A 19,125-nucleotide genomic window follows, 5' to 3' on the forward strand; every position below is an offset into this window, starting at 1 on the left:
CAGTCAGCGCTTGGCGTACTGCGCCCAAGGGATGTTCCAGTCGCCATAGCCTTCAAGCGGTTCCACTGCCGGCGCTCCGGTGTTGAGGGTCTGCACAACATCGCCGGTCTTCATGTTGTTGAAGAACCAGGCAGCGTCCTCGGGAAGGAGACCCACGCAGCCGTGGGACACGTTGTATCTCCCGACAGCTCCCCAGGCAGACTCAAGAGCCTGATGGACATAGACGCCGGAGGATGTCAGCCGGTTGGCGTACTCCACGGTTAGCGGCGGGTAGTAGCCCTTGTCGCCGGGCTTCAGCCCGATGCTTCCCGCGTTGAACTTTGAGTGGCGCTCCTGCTCCATGATGACGGCAAATCCGGTGGGCGAAAGCCACTCGGGATCGCCAAGGGTCACGGGAGCCGTTTTGACCAGCTGCCCGTCAAAATAGACCTTCATGGTTTTGGTGATGTCATCCACGACGGCGAGGCGCTGTGGCCCTGTAGTGAAGGAAACCGTGGAGTCAAAGTTGCCGATCATTCCGTTCCCGAAATCCACGCCGAACAGCTTCATGTCCACAGAGACCTTGCTGTTCGAGGCCCAGAAGGTTTCTGGCCGGATGCGGACGCGCTGGTCCGAGTACCAGTGCCAGGCAACGGCCTGCCCGGAGGAGGCCTTTACGGTGACTGCCTTTTCCATGGCTTCTTTGTTGATGACAGGTTCGCTGAACACGATTTCGATGGGCTGGCCTGAACCCACGGTGGCGCCGTTCTCCGGATAGACGGCTGCGTCAGCTTCATTCGCCTTCGCTACCGTGGCGAACGTCTGGGTCTTTTTGGTCTCGCGGCCGGCCTCATCAACAATCGTGAAACTGTAGTTGTAGGCAGTATTGAAGGTAAGGGGGTCAACGGCCGTCCAGGTGGTGCCGTCCGCGCTCACGGAACCTTCAAGAGGCGTCCCGCCCTCGGCGGGGACCAGGAGTACATCCTTTACCTGCCCGTTGATGGCTTTCACGGACGGGGCCGCAGCAGGATTGACGCTTTGTGCGCCGTCGGTAGGAGTGACGCCCAGCTCAACGGCCTTCACGACAGGCGCGGCAAGGCCCGGGGTGTTGCGGACGGGGCTGGCGGATTCGGAGGCGATAGCCTGGCCGGCCCAGCTGGGAGCCGTTGCGACTCCTATTCCGCCCGCGGCCACAGCCGCACACATCGCCACAACGGCAATGATTTTCCCGGTCTTCCGGTTGCTGATCTCAGTCATGCCAAATTCTCCGTGTCCCCCGACAGGCCCATGGTCAGCCCCCGTCTCATCTGTCCAGCGTGCACTGCCGACGAACCAATTTTATCCCACGTCCAAACTGCCCAAGACCAAAACGGGAAACCGGCACCAGCGTTGCGCCTAAACCGCAATGGCCCCGGATCGGTCCGGGGCCATTGCTGGAATTGGGATCAGTAACGGTAGTGCTCAGGCTTGTACGGACCGGCAGCGTCGATGTCCAGGTACTCAGCCTGGTCCTTCGAGAGCTCGGTCAGTTCAACTCCCAAGGCACCAAGGTGGAGCCGGGCCACTTTTTCGTCAAGGATCTTGGGGAGGACGTACACCCGGTTCTCGTATTCCCGCTGCCCCTCGGGCTGATCCTTCTTCGTGAAGAGCTCGATCTGAGCGATGGTCTGGTTCGCGAACGAGTTGCTCATCACAAAGGACGGGTGGCCAGTGGCGTTGCCCAGATTCAGGAGCCTGCCTTCGGACAAGACAATGATCGACCGGCCATTCTCTTTCCCTGAGGAGTCATCAGCGAAGACCCACTCGTGCACCTGGGGCTTGATTTCCACTTTGCAGATGCCTGGTATCCGGGCCAGTCCGGCCATATCGATTTCGTTGTCGAAATGGCCGATGTTCCCCACAATGGCCTTGTTCTTCATGCCCGCCATGTGCTCGGCCATGATGACGTCCTTGTTACCCGTGGTGGTAATGAAGATGTCACCCTGTGCCAACACAGATTCGAGCTTGGCCACCTGGTATCCGTCCATTGCCGCCTGAAGGGCGCAGATGGGATCGATCTCGGTGACAATGACACGGGCACCCTGGCCGCGCAGGGCTTCCGCCGCCCCCTTGCCGACGTCCCCATAACCGCAGACGACGGCGACTTTGCCGCCTATGAGGACATCCGTTGCCCGGTTGAGTCCGTCCGGCAGTGAGTGGCGGATCCCGTACTTGTTATCGAACTTGCTCTTGGTGACCGAATCATTGACGTTAATGGCCGGGAACAGCAGCTTTCCTTGCTCCGCCAACTGGTACAGGCGGTGGACCCCGGTGGTGGTCTCTTCGCTGACGCCATGGATCCGGGCAGCCATCCTGGTCCACTTCTGCGGATCCTCGGTGAGGGTCCTCTTGAGCAGGTCCAGGACAATTGCGTATTCCTCAGGATCGTCCGCGCCAGCCGACGGGACTGCTCCGGCAGCCTCAAACTCCACACCGCGGTGAACCAGCAGCGTAGCGTCACCGCCGTCGTCGAGAATCATGTTCGGTCCCAGCTCCGGATCAGTGTCTGCGCCCGGCCAGGTGAGGATCTGCTCGGCGGTCCACCAGTACTCCTCGAGGGTTTCGCCCTTCCAGGCGAATACAGGGACGCCTTGGGGATCATCTTCGGTCCCCTTGCCTACGACTACAGCCGCTGCCGCTTCGTCCTGTGTGGAGAAGATGTTGCAGGAGGCCCAGCGGACCTCGGCACCCAGCGCCGTCAGTGTTTCGATCAGAACGGCGGTCTGGACCGTCATGTGCAGCGATCCGGCGATCCTGGCGCCCTTGAGGGGCTGAGTGGGGCCGAATTCTGCGCGCAGGGACATGAGCCCGGGCATTTCATGCTCCGCCAGGCGTATTTGGTGCCGCCCTGCCTCAGCGAGGGAAATATCAGCAACTTTGTAGTCGAGAGTCATGTGGATCCTTTGGTAAAGCCGGAGAGACGTACTGGAAAAGTTGGTGGCCGGGCGGGGCCAGGAGGCACGGCGCTCTGTTAGTGCTCGTCCGGGCGCCCAGTCGCCGTGTGAAGGACGGCGTCATGCTGGTCCGACGGTGCTGCAGTCGCCGCTGGCAGAAGTTCGGGCGGCAAGAGCAACGGGATGCCATCCTCGATGGGATAGCGGAGCATTTCGCCGGTTTCCCCTGGCATCGTCGATACGAGTTCATCGCCTTCTTGTACGAGTGAGGATCCCGTGACGGGGCAACGCAGGACAGACAGCAGTTCAGCACTGATCTTTGGCATGGTGGATGCTCCTGGCGGGCGCCGCAGCGGGGCGCAGTTAGCTGACGGATTTGCAGCTTCAAGCGTACCGCCAGTTGCCCTCAGGACGGTTCGCGGAGGATTCGCAAATGTCCCCGGCGGGTACCCTCTGGGGGAGCGGGAGCTTCAAGGAGGCCTGGGGATGAACGGTGGCCGGGCGTCGTTTCCTTTTCCGAAGGGCGGGAAGCCGCCTCCCGGACAGCATGTGCCAGCGCCAAGAGGTCATCCGGACCTGGTTGGGGTGGATGGGTGGGCATTGCCAGTCTCAGTACTTCCCAGCCGCGCGGAACGGTCAAGGATCCGGCGTGCTGCTCGCAAAGGTCGTAACAATGCGGCTCAGCGTACGTGGCCAAAGGACCCAGGACGGCCGTTGAGTCTGCATAGACGTACGTCAAAGTAGCCACCGCGGACTGGCGGCAGGCTGATCTTGAACATTGACGAATTGCACCCACGACATCACAGACTACTCCCCCTTCAGCCCAGCTCCCTGCATTGCGACGCCGCGGCTGCCACCGTGCCGTGCCGGCCGTTCCGCCTGATAAATCCCGTGGCCGTGACTGTGACGTTTTTGTCGCGAATTTGATTCCGCGGGTTTACAGTCAGTGTATGCAGTCATCGAACCACGATCCGGCTTTTACGGTCCGGTTGGCTGACCAGGCCGCCAGCCCTCAGGACGCCAGCCTTCAGGATTCCAGCGCCACCAACCCAAGGGGCAAAACCCTCGGCAGCAAGGGCTTCCGGCAGCGGCACCGGAACCGGCACGGGCGCGGCCTCCGCGGGGAACTGATGCTTCCGACACTGCCCGGTTACCGCACCCGCTCCGAACGCTTTGATGAGCTGGTCCTCGATTCAGCCCAGCGACTGCATGATATCTGGGGAAAGCCGCTCGACGGCGTCCGCTTTGCAGTGGATGAAATCCCGCCAGGGCTCGAACAACTTGTGGCCGATTCTGCTCCCGCGCCCATGGGCTCCTACGAACCCGCCACAGAGGATGAAGGCCCCGTTATCACTGTTTACCGTCGGGTTGTGGAGCAGGCCTGCACCAGCAGGGAAGAGCTGCAGGATCTTGTTCACGACGTGGTGGTGGAGCATACGGCAGAAATGCTTGGCGTGGCGCCCGAGACATTGGACCCCGTTTATCGGCGGCGGTACTGAGCCTCCAGGTCTATACACCGGCAGGTGATGGCGAACGCCAGCAGCCAATAATGCGGTGTCAGGAGGCAGTTCAGCACTAGTAACCCAGGGTTACCGGAACTTCTTCCTGGCCGGCTGCACCGGGGGCAAAAGCGACCACGGAGACGTCAGTACCTTCATCCTGCCCCAGCAGGACGGCGCCGTAAGCAGGGTCACCGGAAGCGGAGATGACGTAACCCAGCACCGCGGCCCCGTCCACTTTGTCGGGAACCTTGATACTCGCCGTCGTGCCCCCTGCAATGTCTGCGGTGCCCGCTTTACGGATCTTTCCGTCCTCGGTGATGGGCGTGTATGTGATCTTTGCCCGGTCCTCTGGCGCTCCGAACACAAGAATCCGCTCCCCCGTGCGAGGGACCGGCACCACATGCTCGCTGCCAAGCCTGGCTGAAGACGGTGACCATGCGACGTCGGACGCTCCACCCGATCTGGTCCCGCGGGTTACCCGTGCCGCAGCGGCAAAGGTGACATCAGAGGTGGCTGACACCGTGTACTGGCCGGCCGGAACCCCGGCGAGGGAAACCTCCGTTACTGAGCCGGCCTTCGCGGTGACCACACCTCCGTTGGGAAAGGCTTTTTGGCCGTCACGGCCAAAGAGCTTGACCTCCACCACGGCGTCCACGGGTCCGGGAACAGCCAATTGAAGCGCAGGTCCGGCATCCGCATAGCCGCTCTTTGACGTCTGGGATTTAATGTCGGCGGGGTCCTGAATGGACACGCCGGACACCACCTGCCGGGCTGACGGGGGCGCTCCTGGCGCTATGAAGTCCACACCGCCTGGGGTCAATCCACGGAGGACGCTTTGTTGGATTACGGCGGTGACAGGACCGCCCACGCTTCGGACATGGACGCCGAGCCTGTCCTGTTCAGCGGCAAGTCCTGCAAGGACGATGGCGCGGGTGCTATCGGGGGGAACCAGCAGACCCCGGCTTCCAGGAGCCTGGATTTGCCCTGCCTTGCCAAACAGATCCAGGCTCACGGTTGCCGGAGTGCTGGAAGCATTGCTCAGGTTCAGGACCGCTGTCCTGCCCACCGACGTATTTGCCCCCACCAGCCACAAATCGTTGGCAGGTTCCTGGCAGGCCGCAGCCGCGGACCCTCGAAGGTCGCCGTCCGTAGCTGTGTAGCTCATGACTGCGCTGGCGGTCGCCTGCTGGTTGTTGAGCGCATCGGCGCTCAACACAGTGACCGCATCGACGTCCCGCCGGGACACAACACCGGCCGCGAGGGCAGCAGCACCCGTTTTCGCCAGAGCGGCCTCCGCATCTTTCGACACCTCAGTCAGAGTTTTTCCGTCGAGGGCTGCCAACCGGCTTTCCGGAACTTTCCCTGCGCTGGTGCTCAAAACGGCAGCGTCAACCTGACTGTTGGCAGTACCGGATTCCGGGCTGAACTGGGGATCCGTTCCTACCGGTGTCCCTTCAAGGAGCCGGGCGGGTCCCGGACAGATTTCCACCTTGCTTCCTGCCGGTACCGCCGTGAGGGGCGCGTCAATGTGCCTGCTCCCTGAGGCGGAAGGAAGGAAGGACGCCGCAGTCACCATGCCGGCAGCACATGCCAGGACGCCTACAGCTGACAGGACACGTTTCACCGTACTTCCGGAGCCCCTCAGCCGGGATCCTTTGCTGTCCCTGCCCACTCGAGGTGCCTTCTTCGCGGGCTTGCCGGGCTTGCGGGGCTTGCGTGGCGATTTCCCAGGTGCTTTCGCAGACGGCACGGCCCTGCTGTGCCGCCCCGGTTTGGCGCCTGGTGCACCGTCCGGATTGGGCGGCAGATCAGCGTCCGGCCCGCTGCGTGGTGCACCGTCCGGCTTGGGCGGCAGATCAGCGTCCGGCCCGCTGCGTGGTGCACCCTCCGGCTTGGGCGGCAGGGGCGGAAGCCCCGGGGATTCCTGGGGCGGCACGCCGTCGTCGTCATCCTTATGCATTCTGGTGTTCCTTACGCAGCGAGCCCTCGTCCCGTGAAAGGCCGAAGTTCAGCCTGCGGGCGGGTACGGGAATGGCAAGAATGATGGTCAGTCCGATCACGATCGCCTGGGCCAGCCCGGAAGGGAATGCCCACGGATTCTCATAGCGGATGGTCAATTGCCCCCCTTGCGGCGGCAGTGTAAAAGCCTGCGCCCAGTCGGAGGTAGTTGACGTCAGGCGTCGTCCATCCAGCCACGCACTCCAACCGGCATCGGCTCGCTCCGCCAGGACAACCAATCGCCCTTCCTCGCCCGGGGATACCGGAACGTCGACGGACTCGAGACCGGAGGGAACCATCGCGACGGTTGAGCCCTTTCCGTCAACAATGCGCACCCGGTGGGCGATGTCGGCGGCATCGATGACTGGCTGGTTCAGCGGACTGATCCGCCACAGCCAGCCGACGTCCGTCTGGCCTACAGTGACAAGACCAGGAACGGCATCCATTCTGCTGGCCGTGAGCTGCGCGGCCGTGTCGGCGGCACGGAGAACCACAAAGCCGACGCCCAACTGCTCCAGCTCAGGACGGGGATCCACGCCCTGAGCCGCAACTATGGTGGCAACGGCTGTACGGAGGGAGGCTGTGGCGGCGTCGTCGTCCCTGACCGTTTCCTCCCCAGGCTCCCCCATGATGTTACGGGCGGCCGCGATGGTGGACAGGTCGTCAAGGGTGGTCCCCGCGCCGCGCATCAGGGTGGCCTCAAAGGAGCCGTCCTCCTGCGTACTGATCAGGAGAGTCCGGGTCTGTTCCGGCCCCACACCGCGGTCGATGGCAGTCGCGGGCAGTATCCGTGGTTGGGTTGCCGCTATCAGCATCGGCGTGCCCAGCGGCTGGCCCTGCTCAGGGCCGTCCTCACGGGCGGCCTGGGGCATGACGTTTTGGGCCGTCCATGCAGTGAGACCGGCGAGAGGACCGGCGAGAAGCATGATGGCTGTCAGAATGGCCAGAGAACGGGTGGCAACACGCCTTCCCGGCAAATCTGTAACTCGTTCGGAGACGGCCAGCAGCCTCTCCGCTCCAATGACCGCTGCCCCCAGCAACGCAATGGAAGCGGCAGAAACAAACGGGCCAGTGAAGGGTGTCACGAGGGTGCCTGTCGACTCCCCGGTTGCAACCTTGCCAGCCAACCAGCCTCCCGCGAGCATTATCAGCGCAGCCACCCACAGGGTTCGGGCTGTGGCAGCGCCCCGACCGCGCACAAAGAGGGCCGCTACGGCAAGCAACAAGCTGGGCAGGCCAACAAGGATGGCCAGGAGCAGAGCCCACGGAATGGTGTAGCCGGAAAAAACGGGAAGGCCTGACAGTCCGCCAAAAACGTCAAACTCCAGTGGCTGTCCCAGTACTTGCTGCCACAAAGGGGCAGCATCAAATGCAAGGGGCAGTCCCGGGTCAGCCAACAGGGCGCGCGGACGGTCCAGCAAAGAAAGTCCGAAAGGAACGAAGAGGACAGCACTCGGCAGCAGCGCCCACCAAAGGGTCCTCCCGCGGCCGCGCAACATGACGCCCAGCAGGACTATCACTGCGCATGAAGGCAACAGCAGTGATGGCGCAGCGGCAGTTACAACTGCCAAAGCCAGGCCCGCCGCGGCAGCCGCAGTCCAGGAGGGAGTTCCGTTGATTCCGGGCTTGCTGGGCGGATTTTCGCGGAACCGCGGCTCCCCCTCTGCAGGAAGACCGAACGGCCCATGGCCGATTGCGGTGCCCGTGGCACGCAACAGGGCAAGGACCAGCAATGGCAGCATTACGTGCGCCAGAAGAGCGCCCAGGCGGCCTTGGTTCAGCGCAACCTGAACGGCCGGGGCTCCCGCCCAAAGCAGCGCCGCGATGAAGCGGATCCTTCGGCGAGCGGTGAATCCCCCGGACGCAAACCAGGCCGCCAGGCCGGAAAGCGGCATCGCGAGGAAAACGAGCCAGGTAATAACCACATTGCCGTTTCCACCGCCGAGGACGCTGAGCACCCACAGGAGGAACGCGAAGGGGTCACTGTGGCCGGGCATACCGGCTCCCAGTCCTATCCACCAGCTCGAGGCGTGGTGCGAGACCTCGGCAAGGCCTGACGAGACAGGGAGGAGGGCTCCACCGGAAACGGCTTCAGCCTGGAACAGGGTCACCAGCCCAGTCACTGAAGCGACGGCGGCCAGGATGACCACGGCCAACGCGCCGTTTCCCACCCAACCTCGTTTTGTGGTGGTTAGAGCGGCAAAGTCATCGGTTGAATCTCCGCTTGGCTGCTCGTCCAGGGGATCGTTGGAGAGTGCATCGTCGGAATCGTGGGAGCCAATCGCTTCCATCAGCGAACGCCGGTGCGACCATACCTCGCGGCGGGGCGTTTGCAGGCCCTTGATGACGGAGCGACGGATACGCCTGGTACGTGCAGCTTCGCGCCGGCCCCGCAGTACGGCAGCCGGTCGGCTCAATGAAACCAGGGTGGCGAGCAGTTGGGAGAATCCGTGACCGGGATCCTTCACTGCAATGCTTAACACCAGCTTGAACAGGCTGCCCAGCAATGCACCGATGGCGTGCCCGGGAACCTTCCACAATTGTGAATGCTTGAGCCGAAGGTAGACCTGGGCCTTTCTCGCCGCGGCGGCATTGCCCAAGGCATGCGGGCGGTGGGCCACATGGAAGACCTTCGCTGAAGGCACAACCACCACCCGGTGGCCTGCAAGTCTGTTGCGCCAACAGAAGTCGACGTCGTCGCCCGTTCCCGGAAGGGCAGCGTCGAAGCCCTTGAGGTCCTCCCAGACATCGCGGCGCACCAGCATGCCGGCCGAATTGACCGCAAACGTATCTGTCCTGCCGTCGTACTGGCCCTGATCGAGTTCGTCAATCTCGATAAGTGTCAGTCGCTCACCCCAGCGGCTGGTGGAAAGCCCGACGTCGATGAGGCGGCGGCCGGCGTCCCAATCCAATTGCTTGCACCCTGCTACCGTCACCGAGGGCGCACGTTCGACGGCGTACAACAGCTCGGCAAGGGCGCCAGGATGGGGTGCGGCGTCGTCGTGCAGCAGCCAGATCCATTCGTTGGCCGTTTGGCTCTCCGGGTTCCACGGCGACTTAGCAGCCAGGCCGGCCCTGATGGCGCCTCCCATACCGGTTTTTGTACCGTTGAAGGAGACGACATTCGCCTGCCCGAAGGCTTCTTCCAGGAGTGCTGCCGAGTTGTCACGGGAACCGGTGTCCACGCCAATAAAGGCATCAACAGGGCGGGTCTGCTGCGTCAGCGCAGCCAAGGTCCGGGGGAGATAGCCACCGCCGTTGTGGGAGACCACAACGGCCGTGACCAGTACGTCCTGATGAATCAGACCGCTCGCTTTCTCAGCCGGCGACGCTCACGCTCGGAGAGGCCTCCCCAGATGCCAAACCTTTCATCGTTCGCCAACGCGTATTCCAGGCATTGAGAGCGAACATTGCATGCTCCGCAGACCTTTTTAGCGTCACGGGTTGATCCGCCCTTTTCAGGAAAGAACGCTTCCGGATCGGTTTGGGCGCACAACGCATCGGTCTGCCATCCGAGTTCGCCTTCGTCGTCGAAGCCTTGCTCGAAGGGTAGGCCGATCCAGACTGGCTGGGCGGTGGTTCCCGCATGGAGCGTCTGCAGCTCCATAGGCGGGTCAAGAGGATCGTCGTCCTGCTTCTGGGTCCCCACCAGAAGTGCCTCGTGCGCGGCCAAAAATGCTGTGGCCTGGTCCTGCAGCGAATCTTTAGTGCTTTGGTCGTACCGTTCCGCGGCATCCGGGTCAGCCGGATCCACGTACCAGTCGCTTGGTACCCCCCTTGAACGGTATTTTGCCGTTGCCTGACCGGCGACGACGGCATCTTCCTGGATACGCTCAGCTTGCCCCATGGCGTCCCTTCCTGATGTTTCCGCCCTTGACTGCATCCTGTGGCACTCGGTTGTGTGCCACGTAGTCGCGCAAGGGCTTTCGATAACTAATTACACGTGTGTAAGTAGCGGTGCGTCAAGCGGCGTCCGGGATAATAATCAACGCCAGGCGCGTTTCGGCGCCGCGCCACGCCCGGGAATTTTTTGCCAGGACCCCGCAGCATCAAGGATTTTGACAGCATGCTGACTTATTTTGGAGGCATTTACCGACATCCCGGGGAAGTTCCGGTCACGGTTAAATAACACCACCAACGTTATTAAGTTAAACGTGTCGGAGGTCTCGCAGTAAGTTCCCAGCATCCCGGTTCAAGGCCCGGAAAGCCTCCCAATACAGCCGCAGCAGGTCTCGATTCAACGCCTTGGGTCCCGGTTCAACGCCGTAAGGGGTCGTGGCAAGATGGGAGCTATGAGCATCCCGGCGACTGAACTGATGACGGCCCTGCGTTCCGGACATTCCACCTCACCGCGGCTTACCTGGTACGGACCCGACTCAGAACGTGTGGAGCTTTCGGGCCGGGTACTGGACAATTGGGTGGCTAAAACCAGTAATCTGCTCCAGGACGAGCTCGATGCCGGCCCCGGCTCCCGCCTCAGGCTTGACCTGCCGCCGCACTGGAAATCGGTCATTCTGGCCTTGGCTGCCTGGCAGCTCGGGATGACCACCGTATTGGACGACGGCGAAGCGGACCTTCTTGTCACCGGAGAGCCCGGAGCGCAACGAGGTTCAGCCACATACGACGCCGTCGTTGCGGTTCCTCTGCCGGCATTGGCCATGCGCTGGCCCGGTGACCTGCCACCGGGCGTCGTTGACTACGCTGCCGAGGTCCGCTCCCACGGGGACGTTTTTATGCCCCATACCGATCCCGATCCCACGGACCCGGCCGTCACATCCGCTGATGGAACCACCTACCGTCACTCTGACCTGCTCGACGGCTTCGCCGTAAGCCATCAAAACGGGGCCCGGCTCTTGGTGAAGGCGGGCGAGGGGCTGGAGCAGGTCCTGATGCAGTCCTTGGGAGCCTGGCGGCAGGATGGGTCCGTCGTTCTGGTGCACACCGACGTGGAGATTACGGACAAGCTCCTCGCCAACGAGCGCGTGCAAGGCAGCTGACACTGCGGCTCAACTCACAGAGCAGCTCAGTGGACGGACGTACTCAGAGAACTTTTCCTGGCCCGTCGGGATCCTTGACGGCCTTCCGGATTCCCGCTTCCGAGGCATCCTGTCCCGGCACAGTGACTGCTTCCTTCTCGTGGGCGTGCGGGTGCAGTTCAATGAGCTCGTGATCGTGGGAGAACTCCGGCTCTTCGTCGAGTTCCTTGTTGAAAACGAGGAACCGGTAAGCAAAGAATCTCACTACCGTTGCCACCAGAATGCCAAAGACTCCTGCCAGGAAGAGGAGGTTCTTGTCAGTGATGTTGAGGCCGTACTGCGCCGCAGCCGTCAGGCCGGTGGAGATCCCGATGCCGATGCCATTGATAAGCGCGAACATGATGAACTCGCGTGTCACGTTGTCCTGCCGGCGGTGGCGGAACGTCCAGAGGCGGTTCGCAATCCACGAGAAGATGGTTGCGACAGTGGCTCCTACCAGCCGGGCCTTTGCATTGCTGTCGATCATCGGACCGTGCATGAGGTAGTAGGTCAGCCCGTTGTCGATAACAAACGCCACACCGCCCACAGCACCGAACTTGGCAACCTCGCGCCAGAAGAGCGAGGCAAGGCCCCGGATACGCTCTGCAACTGAGTAAAACATGGCCCTCCATGGCTGAATGAACATTAGGCCACTGGGCCGAGAGTCCATTTTAGCCCGGTAGGCTGGGAGACTACTCCGAATATCCTCCTTTTACGCGCCTGGAGCAGACGAATGAGGCGTAAAACACGTTCGTGGCGGGGTGGAAGTCCGCAACCGGCCCCCCGTTCTGTAGGCTGGCACATGTGACTTTTCCAGTAATCGGCGTAGTTGGCGGCGGCCAATTAGCGCGCATGATGGCCCCTGCAGCTACCGCCCTCGGTTTCGAACTCCGCGTTCTGGCCGAAGGGGACGACGTTTCGGCAGTCTCGGCGGTACCCACCGCTCCCGTCGGCGACTACAAGGACCTGGACGCCCTCTTGGAGTTCTCCCGCGGCCTTGACGTTATGACTTTCGATCACGAGCACGTCCCCACCGAACACCTCCGCGCCCTCCTGGAGGCAGGAGTCAACGTTCAACCCGGACCCGATGCCTTGGTTAACGCCCAGGACAAGCTGATCATGCGTGCCGCCATCGATCGTTTAGAGCTCCCTAATCCGGCGTGGGCGGCTGTGCACGATGTAGGGGAACTTACTGAGTTCGGTGACAAAACCGGCTGGCCCGTGGTGTTGAAAATGCCCCGGGGCGGCTACGACGGCAAAGGGGTGCGGATTATCGCAACACCGGAGGAAGCAGCTGCCGCCGGCGATTGGTTCGACGCCATGAACCCCCTCCTGGCTGAAGCCAAGGTCGATTTCAGCAGGGAACTCTCGGCCCTCGTCGCCCGGACCCCGGACGGTGAATCCCGGGCCTGGCCTGTGGTGCACACGGTGCAGGTGGACGGAGTGTGTGACGAGGTTATCGCCCCAGCCCAGGGCATGTCGCTCGATGTGGCTGCGGCCGCCGAAGAGGCAGCGGTCCGCATCGCCAATGAGCTCGGAGTGACCGGCGTCATGGCTGTGGAAATGTTCGAGACGCCAGGGGTAGGCGCAGGTTTCCTGATCAACGAACTGGCCATGCGCCCGCATAACACCGGCCACTGGACCCAGGACGGATCGGTGACCAGCCAGTTCGAACAGCACCTCCGTGCGGTCCTCAACCTTCCCCTCGGCGCCACCGACGTCCTTGGCGCAGTGGCGGTCATGAAAAACTTCCTGGGCGGAGAGAACCAGGACCTATATTCGGCCTATCACCTGGCCCTCGCCGTCGAGCCGGCTGCCAAGGTGCACTGCTACGCCAAAGCGGTGCGTCCCGGCAGGAAGATAGGCCATGTCAACCTGGTGGGCGCCTCGGCGGCGGATGTTGAATCCCTCAGGGAACGCGCGACGACGGTCGCCGCCACCATCCGTGACGGCCGGCGTCCTGCCCAGGCAGCAGCTGCAACTTCCGAGGAGAACTCATGACCAGCGAATCTGCGGCTCCTTCCGGCACCGCACAGCCCGTTCCCATTGTGGGCCTGGTCATGGGCTCGGACTCCGACTGGCCGGTCATGGAAGCCGCCGCCGATGCCTTGGCAGAGTTTGGAATCCCCTTTGAAGCGGACGTTGTGTCGGCACACCGCATGCCTCTCGAAATGATCCGTTACGGCCAATCCGCCCATGAACGCGGCTTGCGCGTCATCATCGCAGGTGCAGGCGGGGCCGCCCACCTGCCGGGAATGTTGGCGTCGGTGACGCCCCTGCCTGTCATCGGCGTCCCTGTTCCGCTGAAGACCCTTGACGGCATGGATTCCCTGCTCTCCATCGTGCAAATGCCGGCCGGAGTGCCGGTAGCGACAGTCTCCATCGGTGGGGCCCGCAATGCAGGGCTGCTCGCTGTTCGGACGCTCGCCTCCGGGACCGATGAACTCGCCCTCCGTCTCCGCGGCGAGCTGCTGGAATTTGCGCAGGAACTCAACAACGTCGCCACCCGCAAGGGCGAGGCCCTCCGCCAGAAAGCCGGCGAAGTGTTCTCCGACGGAAACGTCATTCGCCGGGGCAGCCGTTAGGGAGCACAAGATGTCCAACACCCAACTACACAGGGATGAGCAGCAAGGTGGCGCCCTGACGGACCCGGTACGTCATCCCGGCAGTGCAGCGGCTCCCGTCAGGACCAAGCGTGCCTTCGTCCTGGTCCTGCTGACATTGTTCGTGCCCGGCAGCGCGCAGATTGTTGCCGGCGACCGCAGACTGGGCCGGCGTGCCCTGCGTGTGACCTTGGCAGCCTGGGCGCTGATTGTGCTCCTGCTTGTCCTGGTAGCAACGAACCGGACGCTGTTGATCGGAATCGTCACCAACCCGGTCACATCCCTGATTCTCATCCTGCTCCTGGTTGCACTGGCGGTGGGATGGGCCATTTTGTTCATCAATACCCTCCGGCTGATCCGTCCCGTCCTTCTTGAGCCCCGCGTCCGGCCCGTCGTCGGCGCTGCGTTGGTACTTGCCATGGTCCTGAGCAGCGGTTCCCTGGGCTATGCTGCCTATCTGCTGAACGTCGGCCGAAACGCCATCGGCAGTATCTTCAATGCAACAGGGCCCGCCATCGAACCCTCAGAGGGCAGGTACAACTTCTTAATGATGGGCGGTGACGCCGGTGCGGACCGCACCGGACGACGTCCTGACAGCCTGTCCGTGATCAGCGTCGACGCCGAAACCGGCAAGACAGCCATTATCTCCATCCCCCGCAACCTGCAGAACGCACAGTTCAGCGAAGACTCGCCGATGCGCCAGATTTACCCTGACGGCTATGACTGCGGCAATGAATGCCTCATCAACGCCATCAACACCGAGGTCACCAATGAACACCAGGATCTGTATCCCGGTGTGTCCGACCCAGGTGCACAGGCAACTCTCGAAGCCGTCTCGGGCTCCCTCGGCATCAAGGTGCAGGCATACGTCCTCGTGGACATGGAGGGCTTCTCCAAGCTCATCGATGCCATGGGCGGCATCAGGATCAAGGCCGGAGGGTGGGTTCCCATGAGCGGCCCGATGGTGGACGAGGCGAACGGGATCCATGGCATGCCGGAGGGGTGGATTCCTGCAGGTGAACAGCATCTGGATGGTCACCACGCGCTCTGGTATGGCCGGTCGCGGGAATTTGTGGACGACTATTCACGCATCCAGCGGCAACAATGTGTCCAGCAAGCCATGCTGAAGCAATTGGACCCGGCTACCCTCTTGTCCAAATTCCAGGACATCGCCGAGGCCGGAACCAAGGTGGTGGACTCCAACATCTCGGCTTCCCAGCTGGGGAGCTTTGTGGATCTTGCAGTGAAGGCCAAGGGGCAGGACGTCGCCCGCCTGACTATCGGCCCGCCGGACTTTGATGCCTCCTTCTCCACTGTCCCGGACTTCGGCATTATCCACGACAAAGTGCGCCAACTGCTGGGCAGCCAGGCGTCCCCGTCGGCTGGTGCCCTGGACGACGCCATGGTCCCTCCGGCCCGGCGGGCCGCCTCCGGCGGTTGGCCCATGGCGGCGGGACCGGTCACTGGGGTGCCCCTGACGCAGCCCGCTCCGGCGCCGTCGGACTTCACACCTGTGACCACAACGCCCGACGGGCAACCGATCACAGCGGAACTGCTGAATGAGTTCAAACGCAACGGCGACGAACAGTCGATCCGCGAGCTCGTAGCCACCAACGGCCAGTGCGCACCCTTATAAACCCTCCCGGCCGCCGACGACAGTAAGCCGGCCACACGATGCAGCCATACGAAGCAGCAAAAGATAGGGATTCCTGGTTTTGTACGAAATTGAGAATGTCCTCCGCCCTTACGCTTGGGGTTCGAAGACGGCAATAGCAGGCTTTCTGGGACGGCCGGTGTCCGGCGGACCGGAAGCCGAACTATGGCTCGGCGCCCACCCCGGCGCCCCTTCCGTCGCGAAGACGGCCGACGGAGGTATGCAAAGGCTGGACGCCCTCATCGCCGCCGACCCCGCGCACCACCTCGGCGCTGCAAGCATGGCTGAGTTTGGACCCCGGCTGCCGTTCCTCCTGAAGGTGCTGGCTGCCGAGAGCCCGTTGTCCCTGCAGGTCCATCCCACGCTTGAGCAGGCCAGAGAAGGTTTTGCCCGGGAGGAAGCTGCCGGAGTGGACCGCAATGCTGTGGAACGCAACTATAAAGACAACAACCACAAACCTGAAATGATCTTCGCGGTGACGGGGTTCGAGGCACTCTGTGGATTCCGTCCGATTCCCTCCAGCCTCGCTTTGCTGGAGCATGTTGCGCGTTCCATGGAGCAACTGTCGTTGGACGTTCCGGCTGTTCTAGGCCACGTTAAGGAGGACTTGAAGGGGAACCCGGAATCTGAAGGGCTCAGGGCAGCATTTACGCGCCTGATCAGCGGAGGCCAGGACGTTTCCGACGCCGTCGGGGACCTTGTCGGTGCGGTAAAGGCGGGCTTGATCCAGAAGCCCTACGAGAAGGAACTCGCCACGGCCCTTGAGCTGAACGAGCATTACCCGGGCGATCCTGGTGTGCTGATTTCTCTGTTGCTGAACCGCATTTCGCTCAGGCCCGGCGAGGCGATGTATCTTCCTGCCGGCAACATCCACGCTTACCTGCACGGGTTGGGCATCGAGGTCATGGCGTCGTCAGACAACGTCCTCCGCGGCGGCCTGACGCCGAAATTCATTGACGTCCCGGAACTGCTCAAAACCATTGACTTCTCGGCTGTTGCGGTGCCCATGCTCGCGCCCGAGTTGTCGGGTTTGGGGCAGGAGCTGTACTGCCCGCCGTTCAAGGAGTTCCAGTTGCAGCATGTCGTGCTTGCACCAGGGGCCGAGCCCGTGCCGGTCGCGCAGTCCGGGGCGGCCCTGATCATCGTGGTTTCCGGCTCTGTGTTGCTCGACTCCCCCAAGGGAGATCTTCACCTCGGCCGAGGCGGGAGTGCATATGTGCCCGCAGCGGAGGCGCCTGTGAACATCCATCCAGTGTCCGGGGCGACGGAAACTGCCCGTGCTTTTGCCGTGACCACAGCATTGAGGGCGTGATCGTGGAGTCTTTCCTGCAATCCCCTGCGTGGGCCGGCTTCCAGCGCTCCCTCGGCAGGGCAGTGCATGAGGAGTCCGGCCCGGGCTGGAGCTTCCTGGCCATCGAAGAGAAGAATCCGGCCGGGACGGTGCTGTACACGCCGTACGGTCCGGTGGCTGATTCTCTGGAGTCGTTCGACAAGGCCTTGGCACCGCTGGTGGCGCTGGCGAAGCGGTGCGGTGCAGTCTGTGTCCGGATCGAGCCCGTCAAGGCGGGGCTTCCCTCCGATGAAGCCGAGGCCCTGCTGCGGCGTCGTGGACTCGAACCGGCGCCGACGAACCAGCAGCCTGAACTGAGTTGGATTATTGACCTGGAGCCGGACTTCAAGGACATCCTTGCTGCCATGAAGCCGGTCAACCGCAATCTCTACCGGAACATCCACAAAAAGGGTGTGACCTTCCGCAGTTCGCAGGATCCGGAAGACATCGGAGTGCTTCTTAACTTCCTCCACATGACGGCCAGGCGGAACGGCTTCAAGCCCCAAAGCGATGAATACCTGCGGCAGGTGGCAGCTTCGCTTATGCCTGCAGGCGCTGCCACGCTGTACATCGCCGAACTCCATGGCGGGCCCATCGCAGCTGCCTTGGCCTATGATTCCGCGGACACACGGACGTACGCCCATGCCGCCCTGGACGACACCCATAGGAAGCTCAGCGCCGGGATCCCCTTGCTGGTGACCCTCATTGCCGAGGCCAAGGAAAAAGGGCTCAAGTACGTGGATCTCTGGGGCGTGGCCCCCTCGGACCAACCTGACCATAAGTGGGCGGGCTTTACCGCCTTCAAGAAGTCCTTCGGCGGCCACGAAGTTGCCTACGCCGGCACGTGGGATCTCCCGGTCAAGAAAATCCGCTACTCCGCCTACCAGCTCGCGCGCAAAGCCCGGGACAAGGCGAAAGCCCTCCGAAGGAAAGTCCCCGCGCGAACCGGGAGCTGAACCGCTCTCGACGCCGGGCCCTTAACGCGAGACGGCAGCCAATGACCGCAACCGTTGGGTTGGAGGTCATTAGCTGCCTGTTCGCGGAGGGGCAGAGCGTGCGCGCCTAGCGGCGGGCGTAGCCTTCCCACTTGCTCGCCTGGTGCTCGCCGTCTACGAAGCGGATGGTGCCGGACTTGGAGCGCATCACGATGGACTGGGTGAGGACCTTGTCCTTGGCGTAGCGCACGCCCTTGAGGAGGTCACCGTCGGTGATGCCCGTCGCGGCAAAGTAGCAGTTGTCGCTGGTAACGAGATCGTTCGTTGAAAGCACGCGGTCAAGATCATGGCCGGCGTCGATGGCCTTCTGCTTCTCGTCATCGCTGGTGGGCCACAGCCGGCCCTGGATCACGCCGCCAAGTGACTTGATGGCGCAGGCAGCGACGATGCCTTCGGGGGTGCCACCGATGCCCATCAGGGCGTCGACTCCTGTGCCGGTACGGACTGCAGCAATCGCGCCGGCAACATCGCCGTCCATGATGAATTTGGTGCGGGCTCCGGCTTCGCGGATTTCCTCCACGAGCGGGCGGTGCCGGTCGCGGTCAAGGATCATGACGTTAAGCTGGTTGACCTTGACACCCTTGGCCTTGGCGATCAGGTGCAGGTTCTGCTTCACCGGTAAACGCAGGTCAACCATATCGGCGGCTTCCGGGCCGGTGACCAGCTTCTCCATGTAGAACACCGCAGAGGGGTCGAACATGGAACCGCGCTCGGCAACGGCCAGAACGGCGAGTGCGTTGTTGATGCCCAGGGCGGTCAGTCGCGTTCCATCGATGGGGTCGACGGCGACGTCACACTCGGGGCCGGTGCCGTCACCGACCTGCTCGCCGTTGAAGAGCATGGGTGCTTCATCTTTTTCGCCTTCACCGATGACCACAACGCCATTGAAGTGGACGGTCTGAAGGAAGGAACGCATGGCGTCGACGGCGGCACCGTCCGCTTTGTTCTTGTCCCCGAAGCCAACCCAGTGGCCGCCGGCAATTGCTGCAGCCTCGGTGACGCGGACAAGTTCAAGGGCGAGGTTGCGGTCAGGCTCGTCCAGCCCGACGGCGAGCGACGGAGAAAGTGTGGAGTACTTCTGGGTAATAGACGCAGGTGACACGTGGACCTCTTCTT

Annotated in this window: 16 protein-coding genes; 7 read left to right on the plus strand and 9 right to left on the minus strand. The window is 62.7% G+C overall.

Annotated elements, in window-relative coordinates:
- Positions 1-3 precede the first annotated feature (3 nt).
- From M1E05_RS15515 to M1E05_RS15530, 4 genes are all read right to left on the minus strand, one after another.
- Positions 4-1,236, minus strand: coding sequence for a L,D-transpeptidase (locus M1E05_RS15515; RefSeq protein WP_461163470.1), 1,233 nt, complete (start codon positions 1,234-1,236; stop codon positions 4-6).
- Between the two features lie 188 nt (positions 1,237-1,424).
- Positions 1,425-2,912: an adenosylhomocysteinase gene (gene ahcY / locus M1E05_RS15520; protein ID WP_461163471.1), complete on the minus strand. Its 1,488-nt coding sequence runs from the start codon at positions 2,910-2,912 to the stop codon at positions 1,425-1,427.
- 77 nt (positions 2,913-2,989) lie between these two features.
- Positions 2,990-3,238, minus strand: a complete 249-nt coding sequence (locus tag M1E05_RS15525; protein WP_458113646.1) for a Trm112 family protein — start codon at positions 3,236-3,238, stop codon at positions 2,990-2,992.
- Positions 3,239-3,318: 80 nt separating this feature from the next.
- The gene (locus tag M1E05_RS15530; protein WP_458113645.1) at positions 3,319-3,708 is read right to left on the minus strand and encodes a DUF3499 domain-containing protein; all 390 of its coding nucleotides are present in this window, start codon (positions 3,706-3,708) and stop codon (positions 3,319-3,321) included.
- 154 nt (positions 3,709-3,862) lie between these two features.
- Here M1E05_RS15530 and M1E05_RS15535 point away from each other — a divergent pair, with 154 nt between their 5' ends.
- A complete protein-coding gene (locus M1E05_RS15535) occupies positions 3,863-4,411 on the plus strand; it encodes a metallopeptidase family protein (RefSeq protein WP_461163472.1) in 549 nt (182 codons plus the stop codon).
- A 76-nt stretch (positions 4,412-4,487) separates the two neighbouring features.
- Here M1E05_RS15535 and M1E05_RS15540 read toward each other — a convergent pair whose 3' ends face one another.
- The 3 genes from M1E05_RS15540 to M1E05_RS15550 are packed head-to-tail and all read right to left on the minus strand — an operon-like array spanning position 4,488 to position 10,259.
- Positions 4,488-6,374, minus strand: coding sequence for a DUF5719 family protein (locus tag M1E05_RS15540; protein ID WP_461163473.1), 1,887 nt, complete (start codon positions 6,372-6,374; stop codon positions 4,488-4,490).
- A complete protein-coding gene (locus M1E05_RS15545) occupies positions 6,367-9,684 on the minus strand; it encodes a glycosyltransferase family 2 protein (protein WP_461163474.1) in 3,318 nt (1,105 codons plus the stop codon). The genes M1E05_RS15540 and M1E05_RS15545 overlap by 8 nt, the downstream gene beginning before the upstream one ends.
- Positions 9,685-9,713: 29 nt before the next feature.
- Positions 9,714-10,259, minus strand: coding sequence for a WhiB family transcriptional regulator (locus M1E05_RS15550; protein ID WP_458113641.1), 546 nt, complete (start codon positions 10,257-10,259; stop codon positions 9,714-9,716).
- A 445-nt stretch (positions 10,260-10,704) separates the two neighbouring features.
- Here M1E05_RS15550 and M1E05_RS15555 point away from each other — a divergent pair, with 445 nt between their 5' ends.
- Positions 10,705-11,409, plus strand: a complete 705-nt coding sequence (locus M1E05_RS15555) for a TIGR03089 family protein (protein WP_458113640.1) — start codon at positions 10,705-10,707, stop codon at positions 11,407-11,409.
- A 43-nt stretch (positions 11,410-11,452) separates the two neighbouring features.
- Here M1E05_RS15555 and M1E05_RS15560 read toward each other — a convergent pair whose 3' ends face one another.
- Positions 11,453-12,049: a GtrA family protein gene (locus tag M1E05_RS15560; RefSeq protein WP_461163475.1), complete on the minus strand. Its 597-nt coding sequence runs from the start codon at positions 12,047-12,049 to the stop codon at positions 11,453-11,455.
- Positions 12,050-12,279: 230 nt separating this feature from the next.
- Here M1E05_RS15560 and M1E05_RS15565 point away from each other — a divergent pair, with 230 nt between their 5' ends.
- From M1E05_RS15565 to M1E05_RS15585, 5 genes are all read left to right on the plus strand, one after another.
- On the plus strand, positions 12,280-13,428 hold the full coding sequence (locus M1E05_RS15565; protein ID WP_458114445.1) for a 5-(carboxyamino)imidazole ribonucleotide synthase: 1,149 nt from the start codon (positions 12,280-12,282) through the stop codon (positions 13,426-13,428).
- Positions 13,425-14,012, plus strand: coding sequence for a 5-(carboxyamino)imidazole ribonucleotide mutase (gene purE / locus M1E05_RS15570; protein WP_458113638.1), 588 nt, complete (start codon positions 13,425-13,427; stop codon positions 14,010-14,012). The genes M1E05_RS15565 and purE overlap by 4 nt, the downstream gene beginning before the upstream one ends.
- 10 nt (positions 14,013-14,022) lie before the next feature.
- A complete protein-coding gene (locus M1E05_RS15575; RefSeq protein ID WP_461163476.1) occupies positions 14,023-15,666 on the plus strand; it encodes an LCP family protein in 1,644 nt (547 codons plus the stop codon).
- Between the two features lie 79 nt (positions 15,667-15,745).
- Complete coding sequence (manA, locus tag M1E05_RS15580) at positions 15,746-16,996, plus strand: mannose-6-phosphate isomerase, class I (RefSeq protein WP_461163477.1); 1,251 nt, start codon at positions 15,746-15,748, stop codon at positions 16,994-16,996.
- Between the two features lie 2 nt (positions 16,997-16,998).
- Entirely contained in the window at positions 16,999-17,970 is a 972-nt protein-coding gene (locus M1E05_RS15585) for a lipid II:glycine glycyltransferase FemX (RefSeq protein WP_461165263.1), read from the plus strand.
- 106 nt (positions 17,971-18,076) lie between these two features.
- On the opposite strand, the gene glpX is transcribed toward M1E05_RS15585, so the two are convergent.
- Positions 18,077-19,111: a class II fructose-bisphosphatase gene (glpX, locus tag M1E05_RS15590; RefSeq protein ID WP_309106884.1), complete on the minus strand. Its 1,035-nt coding sequence runs from the start codon at positions 19,109-19,111 to the stop codon at positions 18,077-18,079.
- Between the last annotated feature and the right edge of the window lie 14 nt (positions 19,112-19,125).

The organism is Arthrobacter sp. R4-81, from assembly GCF_054792365.1.